Consider the following 12,869-nt stretch of genomic DNA (forward strand, 5'->3'; position numbering starts at 1 on the left):
ATTTCCATAACAGTTCTTAAAACGAAATTTATTGACAGAAATGTATTTAAAACATCAAATAAGTAAAAGGTTTATAATGAGTTAAATGTGTTATAAATGTAGTCTGAAAATTTGAATATCTTTACAGTTAACTATCAAACAAAATAGCCATTATACTATAGACTTAATGGGCTAATATACAAGTATTTAACATCACATAAATACAAGTAATAAGCTAATTAACGATAGCTTTTGGCGTTTTTTACAGCTAAATGAAGAAAAATGAGATTTTTTTCATAAAAAACTTATAAATTAAATAAAATTGAAATTTTCAATATTTTACTATTAATTTTAATTGACAATTATTATAAAACTGCAAAATCATTAAAAACAGGTTAAAAAAAAGTAGTTTTTCGCAAAAAAAATATTCATATTCAGCAAATAATGTTTTGGGGGAATATATTATAAAATTGCATCTAACTAAGATAAAATTTTACGAATTCTTGAAATTGTATCATTCAGATGATTCTTCGGCAAAACGCTATTTTTTCCAAAGAATTTCTTGTATATCTTTGTAATAACAAAACAGACAGCAATACATTCTTCATTTTTCATAAAGTTTGAGTAAAATAAAAAAGCTACTTCAATTTTATTATTTACATTTTATACTGTATTTCTCTGACAATTTTCCAATATTATAGTAAAACAATTGCCACTAACATAATATTAAGTTCTCTGTTAGTAAATTTAAAAACAGACCCATTACCATGACTAATTTCGACAATAAAGGTTTGTATCGTAAAGAATTCGAGCATGATGCTTGTGGAATCGGCTTCGTAGCGAACATGAAAGGACGTAAGTCTCACAAAGTAGTTGCTGATGCAATTCAGATGCTCATTCGTATGGATCACCGTGGTGCGTGCGGCTGTGACCCTAATTCAGGTGACGGTGCAGGAATTTTATTACAAATTCCTCACGAATTCTTTTTGGAAGAATGTACCAACTTGGGTATTGACTTACCCGCTGCTCAGGAATACGGAGTAGGGATGACTTTCTTTCCAAAAGACAAAACAATTCGTGAAGAATGTAAGGATATTATTACCCGAAAGGCCAAACGCCTAGGCTTAGAAATTTTGGGGTATCGTGTAGTTCCATGTGATAATTCTGAAATTTTAGGTGCAGAATCTGGAAACACAGAACCACAAATGGAACAATTATTCATCAAACGTCCAGCCAGCATCACAGATGAAATGGCGTTTGAAAGAAAATTGTACGTTTTCCGTCAATATACAGCCCGTATTATCAATGAAACAGTCAAAGGTTTAGATAATAAATTTTACTTTGCTTCATTGTCTGCTCATACCATTATTTACAAAGGGATGTTAACGACGATGCAAGTTCCTGGGTATTTTGATGATTTAAAACGTGAAGAATTTACTTCTGCTTTAGCAATTGTACACTCTCGTTTCTCTACAAATACTTTCCCAGAATGGAAACTAGCACAACCTTTCCGTTTTATTGGTCACAATGGTGAGATTAATACTGTAAAAGGTAATGCTGCTTGGATGCAGGCTCAGTCTGCTTTGTTTGAATCTGAATTCTTCACGAAAGAAGAAATGGACATGATTTTACCTGTTTGTCAGTTAGGTCAGTCAGACTCTGCCATTTTGGATAACGCTATCGAATTATTATACATGAGTGGGCGTTCGCTTCCACATGTAATGATGATGTTGATTCCTGAAGCTTGGGACGGAAATGAGCAAATGGAGCAATACAAAAAGGATTTCTATGAATATCACGCTGCCATGATGGAGCCTTGGGATGGTCCAGCTTCAATTTCATTCACGGATGGAAAAATGATTGGTGCAACTTTAGATAGAAATGGTTTACGTCCATCTCGTTATTGGGTTACTGATGATGATTTCGTAATCATGGCATCAGAAGCAGGTGTTTTAGATATTGACCCAGCCAAAATTGTGTCAAAAGGACGTTTACAACCTGGTAAAATGTTCGTTGTGGACATGGAAGCTGGTCGTATTATTCCTGATGAAGAATTAAAAGAAAAAATTTGTCAACAAAATCCTTATGGAGAATGGTTGAAAACAAATAAAATTAAAGTTGAAGATTTACCAGCGGCTGGTGCTGAATACCGTACTCCATTTGAACGTGAGTTATTGTTACGTCAACAAGTATTTGGTTTCACAACAGAAGATTTAAGAGTAATTCTTTCTCAAATGGTTGAAACTGGTAAAGAAGCACTAGGTTCAATGGGTGTTGATACTCCTTTGGCTATTCTTTCTGACCAAGCACAACATTTATCGTATTACTTCAAACAATTATTTGCTCAAGTAACAAACCCACCGATTGACTCAATCCGTGAGCGTACTGTAATGTCGCTTTTATCTGACATTGGTGGTTTGAAAAACTTGTTGAAAGAATCTCCTGAGCATTGTCGTCAGATTGAAATTCGTCAACCAGTTTTAACAAATAGTGAAATTGAAAAAATTCGTTGGATAGACCATAAAAACTTCCAAACGAAATCTATTCATACTACTTTCCGTGCTACGGGTGAGAAAGGTCAATTAAAAAGAGCTTTAGATAGAATTTGTCAATATGCTGAAGATGCTGTAGATGATGGATATGCTATCATTTTATTAACTGACCGTGGTGTAGATTCATCCCATGCTCCAATTCCATCTTTATTGGCTGTAAGTGCAGTACATCATCACTTAATACGTCAAGGGAAAAGAGCTCAAACTGGTTTAATTGTTGAAGCAGGAGATGTTTGGGAAACACATCATTTTGCTACATTAATTGGCTTCGGAGCATCTGCAGTAAACCCTTACATGGCTTTTGAAACAATATATGGCATGAAGGAAAAAGGTATTCTACAAGTAGATTATCCTTATGAAAAACTTCAAGCAAATTACATCAAAGCCGTTAATGGTGAATTGTTGAAGATATTCTCTAAAATGGGAATTTCAACACTTCAATCATATCAAGGTGCCCAAATTTTTGAAATTGTTGGTTTAGGTAAAGAAGTAGTAGATACTTATTTCTCTCGTGCTATTTCAAGAATTGGTGGTATTGATTTAGAAGGAATCGCTAAAGAAGCGTTAATTAAGCATAGAAATGGTTACCCTGAATTGCCAGTGGTTAATCCTAAGTTGGAAGTTGGAGGAATTTATCAATGGAAACAACGTGGTGAAGCCCATTTGTTCAATCCAGAAACAATTCACCTTTTACAACAATCAACTAAGAATAACAGCTATCAGCAATATAAAAAATATTCTAAATTGATTGACGACCAATCTGAAAAAGCAATGACGCTACGTGGTTTGCTTAAATTCAAAAAAGGTAAATCAATTGATATTAGTGAAGTTGAACCAATTGAAAATATTTTCAAACGTTTTGCCACTGGTGCGATGTCATTCGGTTCAATTTCTTACGAAGCACATACTACTTTAGCCATTGCGATGAACAGAATTGGCGGTAAGTCAAATTCTGGAGAAGGTGGTGAAGACCCAATCCGTTTTACTCCACTTGCTAACGGAGATTCTATGAACTCTGCAATTAAACAAGTAGCGTCTGGACGTTTTGGAGTAACAGCTCATTACTTGACAAATGCTACTGAGTTACAAATCAAAATGGCTCAGGGTGCAAAACCAGGTGAAGGTGGACAATTACCAGGACACAAAGTAGATGACTGGATTGGAAAAACTCGTCACTCTACGCCAGGAGTTGGTCTAATTTCTCCTCCTCCTCACCACGACATTTATTCTATCGAAGACTTAGCTCAATTAATTTTCGATTTGAAAAATGCCAATCGTGCAGCTAGAATTTCAGTAAAATTAGTTTCTGAAGCAGGCGTAGGAACTATTGCTGCGGGTGTTGCGAAAGCACATGCTGACCATATTTTAATTGCTGGACATGATGGTGGTACTGGAGCTTCTCCACTTTCATCAATCCGTCACGCTGGTTTGCCTTGGGAACTTGGTTTGGCAGAAGCACATCAAACTTTAGTAAGAAACAAATTGCGTGGTCGTGTTACTGTTCAAACAGATGGACAAATCAGAACTGGTAAAGACTTAGCAGTAGCGGCTTTATTGGGTGCTGAAGAGTTTGGTGTAGCAACGGCGGCTCTTGTTACGGCTGGTTGTATCATGATGCGTAAATGTCATGTGAATACTTGTCCAGTTGGTGTAGCAACACAAGACCCACGTTTAAGAGCTTTATATACTGGTCAACCAGAACATGTTGTGAATCTATTTACTTTCTTGGCAACTGAATTGCGTGAAATCATGGCTGAATTAGGTTTCAGAACAGTTAACGAAATGGTTGGTCAGGCTGATAGATTAGAGATGAAAGAAGCTCTTAGCAACTGGAAATTGAAACATTTAGATTTATCTCCAATCTTGTATAAACAACCAATGGCATTGGATGTGGCTTTATACAAACAAGAAGATCAAGATCATGGTTTACAAGACCAAATTGACTGGAAATTGTTAGAAATTGCAAAACCAGCCCTTGAAAGCGGAGAAAAAGTAACAGGTGAATTAGAAGTAATTAACGTGAATCGTACTATCGGAACAATGTTATCGAACGAAATCACGAAGAAATATGGTGCAAAAGGTTTGCCAAATGATACTATTCATGTGAAATTCAAAGGAACTGCTGGTCAATCTTTCGGTGCGTTCTCAGTAAATGGTATCACATTTGAATTAGAAGGTGACTCTAACGATTATATTGGAAAAGGACTTTGTGGTGCTAAACTAATTGTATATCCAAGTAAAAAAGCAACATTCAATCCATCTGAAAATGCGGTAGTTGGTAACGTATCCTTCTACGGTGCAACATCAGGCGAAGCATATTTGAGAGGTATGGCAGGCGAACGTTTCTGTGTAAGAAACTCTGGTGCGAAAGTTGTCGTAGAAGGTATTGGCGACCACGGTTGTGAATATATGACAGGTGGTTTAGTTGTCATCTTAGGTGAAACTGGTAGAAACTTCGGTGCGGGTATGTCGGGTGGTGTGGCTTATATCTGGGACAAAAAAGGTGACTTTGCTCCTAAATTGAACGGAGAAATGGTTGCCATTGAAGAGTTGACGGTTGAAGATCAAAATATATTAAAAATGTATGTAGAACAACATTTACAATATACAGATTCGGACACTGCCAAAGCTGTTCTTGATAATTGGGCTACTGTTTTACCACAGTTTTTAAAGGTAATGCCTCAAGATTTCAAAAAAGCCCTTGCTTCACGTAACATTAGCGTAGCAGAGGTTTTAGAGAACAAGGATGTTGTTTACAAAGATATTCAAGTAGAAATTGCACATTAATATCATTTGAAAACTTGAAGATGAGTCAATTCAAAATATGTTGAATTGACTCATCTCAACATCAATCGCTAAAAAATAAAAGATTGATTTCAAATTTTCAAATCCTCAAATTTTCAAATTAAAGAAATGGGAAAACCAACAGGATTTTTAGAGGTTACTAGAGAAACTCCAAAGAAAAGACCCGTAGCAGAACGTGTCGAAGACTTCAAAGAAATAGATATTGATTTTACTGCTGATAAAGTAAAATCTCAAGCAAGTCGTTGTATGGATTGTGGCGTACCTTTTTGCCACAGTGGTTGTCCACTGGGTAATATTATTCCAGAATTCAACGATGCAGTGTATGATCAAAACTGGGCTTATGCGTATGAGATTCTTTCTTCAACGAATAATTTCCCTGAATTTACTGGTCGTATTTGTCCAGCACCTTGCGAATCTGCTTGTGTACTAGGTATCAATAAACCACCCGTTACGATTGAGTACATCGAAAAATCAATCATCGAATACGCTTTTGGTAACGGTTTAGTAAAGCCAAATATTCCAACAAAACGTACTGGTAAAAAAGTAGCCGTTGTAGGTTCTGGGCCTGCTGGTATGGCTTCTGCTGCTCAATTAAACAAAGCTGGTCATACAGTTACAGTATTTGAACGTGCAGATAAAATTGGTGGATTATTACGTTATGGTATTCCAGATTTCAAATTAGAAAAATGGGTTGTTCAACGTAGAGTTGAAGTAATGGAACAAGAAGGAATCATCTTCAAAACAAATACTAATATCGGCGTTGACATCAAAGCAGATGATTTGTTAGAAGATTTTGATTTAGTAATTCTTTCAGGTGGTTCAACTGTTCCAAGAACTTTAGGTATTCCGGGGTCGGACTTGAAAGGAATTTATCCAGCAATGGAATTCTTATCTCAGCAAAATAAAAGAGTATCAGGCATCGAACGTGAAGTAAATCATGCTGGTAAGCCTTATCCAATGGGCGAACTTTATGCAACTGATAAAAATGTTGTAGTAATTGGTGGTGGTGATACTGGTTCTGATTGTGTGGGTACTTCTAACCGTCATAAAGCAAAGTCTATTACGCAAGTTGAAGTAATGCCAATGCCTCCAATGGAAAGAGCATCTCAAACTCCTTGGCCAAACTGGCCGATGATGTTGCGTACTTCAACTTCACATGAAGAAGGAGCTGATCGTCACTGGTCAATTGCGGTAAAAGAATTTATTGGCGATGCTGATGGAAATTTAAAAGGACTTAAACTTGCTGACATCGTAATGGAAGTTGTTGATGGAAAAGCACAACAAGTTCATGTTAACGAACGTGAAATTCCTGTTGAATTAGCTTTAATTGCAGCAGGTTTCTTACATCCACAACGTGAAGGAATCCTTGCTCAATTGGAAGAAAAAGGCTTGGAATTTGATGAAAGAGGTAATGTAAAAGCTCATAATTATCAAACAGCAATCGACAAAGTATTTGCCGCTGGGGATATGCGCAGAGGACAGTCATTAGTCGTTTGGGCGATTTCAGAAGGTAGAGAAGCAGCACGTGCAGCAGATATTTACTTGATGGGAGAATCTGTTTTAGAAGCTAAAAATGTTTCAAGTTTCGCAGTTGCATAATTAAATTGATATACAAAAGCCGTCAGTTCTACAGAAATGACGGCTTTTTTTATGCACTTTTATCATGATTATTTCTACTCATTTTCCTAAACTCATTGGGCGTTCTTTTCTTTTTTCTTAAAAATATTCTATTAAAATAAGTAATACTCTCAAAACCTGTTTGAAAGCCAATCTCCGCAATCGTTTTATCAGATGATGTTAATAAAGTGCAAGCCTTTCCAATTCTAATTTCATTCAAATAATCTGAATACGTCTTTCCTGTCATTTTTTTGAAGAATTTACAAAAAGCACTTTCAGATAAATGAATTAATTCAGCTACACTTTTCAATGAAATATCGGTTGATGAATTCTTCAACATGTACTGGCAAACTGTATTGATTCGTAATTCATTCTCTTCATTTTTAATTGGTTGAAAAAAAGGAGACGCTAATACTTCATAAGGCAATTCGGTAAGAATTGTAAATATTTCAAGTAAAATACTAATCCTTGCAATACCTTCTTTTTGGTTGATTGTTTCCATTTTGCTTATAATTTCCAAAGGAGGACTAGGAAAATATAAACCTTGAGTACTCATCTCCAATATTTTTTTGAGCTTAATAAATTCGTTTAATACTAAAAAACGCTCAATAAAATGGTTGGAAAATTGTATTACAACAGCTGCCGAAACAACGTTTTTCTCCTTATCACTCATCCAAGTATGTGGTAAATCCGGCCCTATCAAGACCAAATCTCCTTTTTGAAAACTCTCAAATGAATCTCCTATGAACCTATCTCCTACTCCACTTTCAATAAGTGTTAGTTCAAATTCAGGATGATAATGCCATTTATATTCAAAACTTGAAGTTGTGTATTGATTAATTCTAAAAGAGTTGATATGATTATCAGCACTTAAATCCTCAAGAATTGCCTTCATTTAAACACTATTTTTATTTAAAAACTAAAATGCAAATTAAAAAGATTCAATATAGTGCTATATATTGAATCTTTAGTGTAAAATATACTTTTATTTAATAGATAGTTTTGCATGTCAATTCTTTACTGAATATCAAATTCTTAATGTTATGTCTGAAATCGCCAAATCAATTTTGGAAGCCCTCAAAGAGCCTTACGAATTAAGCCCAGAACAAATTGAGTTTTATCAAGAAAACCGCTACATTAAACTCAAAAATGTATTAAATAAAGATGTCATAGAACGATACAATCTCTTAATAAGAGAGAAAGTACAAGAGCTAAATACCATGAATATCCCGCTTGAAGAAAGAGATGTTTATAACAAAGCTTTCTTACAAATCATGAACATTTGGACTCATAGTGATACCATTAAAGAATTTGTATTCAGTAAACGAATTGCAAAAATTGCTAGTGATTTGATGCAAGTAGAGGGTGTTCGGCTATATCATGACCAAGCACTTTTCAAAGAGCCAGGCGGAGGCTTCACTCCTTGGCACGCTGACCAATATTATTGGCCGCTGGAAAGTGATAAAACAGTTACGGCTTGGATTCCATTACAAGAAACGCCCTTAGAAATGGGGCCACTTGAATTTAGTGCCAAAAGTCATTTAATGAAAGAAGGACGTAATCTCAAAATCAGTGACGATAGTGAAGTTGAAATTCAGAAAAAATTAAGATTGGGAGATTTCCAACAAGTAAATGAAGCGTTTGAATTAGGTGAAGTAAGTTTTCATTCTGGATGGGTTTTCCATAGAGCTGGTGCTAATAAAACCGATAAAATGCGCCAAGTTATGACGATGATTTACATGGATAAAAATATGAAATTGAAACAGCCAGAAAATGTAAATCAACAAGCTGACTGGGAAACTTGGTGCCAAGGTGCGAAAATCGGGAAAGTTATCAACACGCCAATCAATCCTATTTTGTACGAGAAGACATCCTAAAATTAGCAAAAAGAAATTAATAACAAAACAGACAAACTAGTGATGAAAATCACTCAGAATTAAACCAAAATTAGCGTTGATTAAACGTTAAGAAAAATGAATCTTTTTAGGGTTGTGCCTTGATGAAGACACAACCCTTTTTAGCTCAGTAAAAGTCCATCTTGCATTACTAACTTTCTATCAGCCATGTTGGCTAATTCTTCATTATGCGTAACGATGACGAAAGTCTGATTAAACTGGTCTCTTAAATTAAAAAAGAGTTCATGCAATTCATGTGCATTCTTTGAATCTAAATTTCCAGAAGGTTCGTCAGCAAAAATGATGGATGGTGAATTAATTAAAGCCCGTGCTACAGCTGTTCTTTGCTGTTCACCACCAGACATTTGTGAAGGCAAATTATGAATTCTATCTTTTAGTCCAAGTAATACTAAAAGTTCCTCAGCTTTCTCTTCTACCTTTTTATTTTTTCCGCCAATATAAGCTGGCATACAAACATTTTCTAAAGCTGTAAACTCACCCAAGAGATTATGAAATTGAAAAATAAAACCCAATTTTTCATTTCTAAATTTAGCTAAAGCTGTATCTTTCAAGTTAGTAATCTCTTGTCCTGCAATAAATACTTTTCCAGTATCAGGTTTATCGAGCGTTCCAGCAATATGTAACAACGTACTTTTCCCAGCACCAGAAGCCCCAACAATTGAAGCTACTTCACCTTGATTAATCTGTAAATCAATACCTTTCAAAACATTTAAGTTTCCATAGGTCTTTGTGATATTTTTTACTATTAACATTTTTTCTTTTTCAATGAATATTCGCTGAAACAAAACAACGATAAAAAAGGTGGAATTACTATATTTGTCATGAATAAATACTTTATTGTTCGTTCAAAAAAGTTGATAAACTATAAATATTTACCAAATAAAAGCGATTAATTAAATTGTTTGTAAGTAATTTAGCAAACGAATTAATTTCGACATATAAAACTGTATCAAATGAACATTCACGAGTATCAAGGTAAAGACATTTTGAAAAGTTACGGTGTCCGCATTCAAGAAGGCATCGTAGTCGATACACCAGCATTGGCAGTAGAAGCTGCTAGAGAGTTGTCGGCAAAAACTGGTACACAGTGGCACGTAATTAAAGCCCAAATTCATGCCGGTGGACGTGGTAAAGGCGGTGGAGTAAAAATTGCTAAAAATTTAGATGAAGTTCGCCTTAAATCAGAACAGATTTTAGGAATGCAATTAATTACGCACCAAACTGGCCCAGAAGGTAAAAAAGTTAATAAAGTCTTGATTGCTGAAGACGTTTATTATCCAGGCCCATCTGAACCGAAAGAGTATTACATTTCTATTTTGTTAGATAGAGGTCGTGCTTGTAATGTTATCATGGCATCAACAGAAGGTGGTATGGACATTGAGGAAGTTGCAGAACATACTCCTGAAAAAATCATTAAAGAATGGATTGATCCAAGAGTAGGTTTACAAGCATTCCAAGCTCGTAAAATTGCTTTCGCTTTAGGTTTATCAGGTGATGCTTTCAAAGAAATGGTGAAATTCATCAACTCTCTTTATAAAGCTTATGTTGAAACTGATTCTTCGATGTTTGAAATCAACCCTGTGTTGAAAACTTCTGACAACAAAATCTTGGCAGTAGATGCTAAAGTAAATTTGGATGACAACGCATTGTATCGTCATGCTGACTTTATTCCATTGCGTGATGTTACAGAAGAAGATCCATTAGAAGTAGAGGCATCTAAAAACGACTTGAACTACGTAAAATTAGATGGTAACGTTGGATGTATGGTGAATGGTGCTGGTTTAGCAATGGCTACGATGGACATCATCAAATTGTCTGGTGGTGAACCCGCTAATTTCCTTGATGTTGGGGGAGGAGCTAACGCTAAAACGGTTGAAGCTGGTTTCCGTATCATCTTGAAAGATCCAAACGTTAAGGCTATCTTAATCAATATTTTTGGTGGTATCGTACGTTGTGACCGTGTTGCTACGGGTGTTGTTGAAGCTTATAAAGCTATCGGTGATATTCCTGTACCAATTATCGTTCGTTTACAAGGAACTAATGCTGCTGAAGGAGCTAAAATCATTGACGAATCAGGCTTGAAGGTATTCTCGGCTGTTTTATTGAAAGATGCAGCGACTAAAGTAGAAGAAGTATTAGCAGCGATGTAAGCAAGAGTTGTGAATTGTGAGTGATGAGTTTTGAGTTTAAAACCTTGAAATAAGATACTTTAATTCATATACCAACGTTGTTTATTTTTAGATAGAGTGCTTATATCATAGGTCAATAAAAAAGGCGAAGGATTTAAAAATCTTTCGCCTTTTTTATTGACTTTAAATATTTTGCATTAATAAAATCTAGTTTTTCTTAACAGCACCAGACTTTGCACCGTTGAAATACTGAGTTGCTTCTGGTAAAAGTCTTTTTATATCAGCAATACGCTGTGCATCTGATGGGTGAGTTGACAAGAATACAGGTGGCTTAGAACCATTTCCCGATTGTGCTGCCATTCTTCCCCAAAAAGCTACAGCTTCATTAGGATTATATCCAGCCATCGCCATAAAAATTAAACCCAAATGGTCAGCTTCTGATTCTTGGTTACGTCCGAAAGCAAGCATTCCTATTTGAGCACCCGCTGGAGCAGCAACACTAAACACTGAATTCCATAAATTTTGGGTTGCACTTGGTTTACTTTGCATGGCAATTCCTAAACCTACTTGTCCAGCAGTTAATAAACCTTGAGCGACCATTCCTTGGCTCATTCTTTCGCTACCATGTTTTGCAATCGCATGTGATACTTCATGACCCATAACTACAGCTAAGCCTGTTTCGCTCTGAGTAATTGGCAAAATACCTGTATAAACAACCATTTTACCTCCTGGCATACACCAAGCATTTACTTGGCTGTTTTGAACTAGTTCGGTTTGCCATTGGTATCCATTCAAATAGTTTGGTGAACCGTTCTGTTCAAAATATGTTTGTGCAGCCTTAGCAATTTTATCGCCAACTCTTTTTACCATCGCTGCTTGTTGAGAACTAGCCGCTACTACTTTATTAGTATCTAAAAATTGCTTATAGCTAGTGAATGACATGGCATTCATTTCATCATCAGAAACTAATAATAATTGACTGCGACCTGATATAGGTACTTTTGTACAAGCCCAAATTGACGTTAGGAGAATTGCTCCATATAAAACGATTTTTTTCATTTTTCTTAAAAGGATTAAGACACATTAAATTTTAACGGTAAAATTAATATTAAATAATCATACCAACACCTTAGTAATAATCTACCAATTTAGATTTTAGACGTAAAAATCTAAAAAAGGTTCTAAATTTCTATATTTAAACGGTATTTTTGTAAAATAATTCATAAAACGAAGAAATATGAAAATTTTGTGCATCGGTAGAAATTACGCTGAACATATTGCTGAATTAAACAATGAGCGTCCGTCTGAACCTGTTATTTTTATGAAACCAGATACGGCGATACTTAAAGATAATGAAGCTTTTTATCATCCTGACTTTTCAAACGACATTCACCATGAGGTAGAAATCGTCTTGAAAATCAATAAGATGGGTAAAAATATCGAAGCTAAATTTGCACATAAATATTATGAGGAAATAGGTATTGGGATTGACTTTACGGCTAGAGATGTCCAATCTAAATTGAAAGAAAAGGGATTACCTTGGGAAAAAGCCAAAGCTTTTAATGGCTCTGCTCCTATTTCTGGTTTCGTTCTAAAATCTGAATTTGCCGATTTGAAAAACTTAAATTTCCATTTAGAAATCAACGGAGAAACTCGCCAAACAGGAAATACTTCCATGATGCTTTGGGATTTTGATGAAATTATCGCTGAAATATCAAAATACTTCACATTAAAAACTGGCGATTTAATCTTCACAGGAACTCCTGCTGGCGTTGGCAAAGTAAAAATTGGTGATAAGTTAAGTGCATTTGTTGAAGGTAAAGAAATGCTTTCATTTGACATTAAGTAAATCGTGATTTGGTCTTCATAAT

At 35.3% G+C, this 12,869-nt stretch carries 8 protein-coding genes; 5 read left to right on the forward strand and 3 right to left on the reverse strand.

The features are described 5' to 3' along the window. The first annotated feature begins 746 nt into the window (after positions 1 to 746). Positions 747 to 5,318: a glutamate synthase large subunit gene (gene gltB / locus HNP25_RS08500; protein WP_184133294.1), complete on the forward strand. Its 4,572-nt coding sequence runs from the start codon at positions 747 to 749 to the stop codon at positions 5,316 to 5,318. Positions 5,319 to 5,444: 126 nt separating this feature from the next. Continuing rightward, positions 5,445 to 6,935: a glutamate synthase subunit beta gene (locus HNP25_RS08505; RefSeq protein ID WP_184133297.1), complete on the forward strand. Its 1,491-nt coding sequence runs from the start codon at positions 5,445 to 5,447 to the stop codon at positions 6,933 to 6,935. A 49-nt stretch (positions 6,936 to 6,984) separates the two neighbouring features. Here the strand turns inward: HNP25_RS08505 and HNP25_RS08510 are convergent, their stop codons facing one another. Then, a complete protein-coding gene (locus HNP25_RS08510; protein ID WP_184133300.1) occupies positions 6,985 to 7,848 on the reverse strand; it encodes an AraC family transcriptional regulator in 864 nt (287 codons plus the stop codon). Positions 7,849 to 7,996: 148 nt separating this feature from the next. Between HNP25_RS08510 and HNP25_RS08515 the strand changes: the two genes are divergently transcribed. Then, on the forward strand, positions 7,997 to 8,830 hold the full coding sequence (locus tag HNP25_RS08515) for a phytanoyl-CoA dioxygenase family protein (RefSeq protein WP_184133302.1): 834 nt from the start codon (positions 7,997 to 7,999) through the stop codon (positions 8,828 to 8,830). 140 nt (positions 8,831 to 8,970) lie between these two features. Here the strand turns inward: HNP25_RS08515 and HNP25_RS08520 are convergent, their stop codons facing one another. Beyond that, entirely contained in the window at positions 8,971 to 9,621 is a 651-nt protein-coding gene (locus HNP25_RS08520; RefSeq protein WP_184133304.1) for an ABC transporter ATP-binding protein, read from the reverse strand. Positions 9,622 to 9,822: 201 nt separating this feature from the next. Between HNP25_RS08520 and sucC the strand changes: the two genes are divergently transcribed. Next, positions 9,823 to 11,019: an ADP-forming succinate--CoA ligase subunit beta gene (gene sucC / locus HNP25_RS08525; protein WP_184133306.1), complete on the forward strand. Its 1,197-nt coding sequence runs from the start codon at positions 9,823 to 9,825 to the stop codon at positions 11,017 to 11,019. A gap of 186 nt (positions 11,020 to 11,205) precedes the next feature. On the opposite strand, the gene HNP25_RS08530 is transcribed toward sucC, so the two are convergent. Further along, the gene (locus HNP25_RS08530) at positions 11,206 to 12,057 is read right to left on the reverse strand and encodes a M48 family metallopeptidase (RefSeq protein ID WP_184133308.1); all 852 of its coding nucleotides are present in this window, start codon (positions 12,055 to 12,057) and stop codon (positions 11,206 to 11,208) included. A 178-nt stretch (positions 12,058 to 12,235) separates the two neighbouring features. Between HNP25_RS08530 and HNP25_RS08535 the strand changes: the two genes are divergently transcribed. Next, a complete protein-coding gene (locus tag HNP25_RS08535; RefSeq protein WP_184133309.1) occupies positions 12,236 to 12,847 on the forward strand; it encodes a fumarylacetoacetate hydrolase family protein in 612 nt (203 codons plus the stop codon). Positions 12,848 to 12,869: the final 22 nt, after the last annotated feature.

This window comes from Arcicella rosea (genome assembly GCF_014204325.1).
GTDB classification, from domain to species: domain Bacteria; phylum Bacteroidota; class Bacteroidia; order Cytophagales; family Spirosomataceae; genus Arcicella; species Arcicella rosea_A.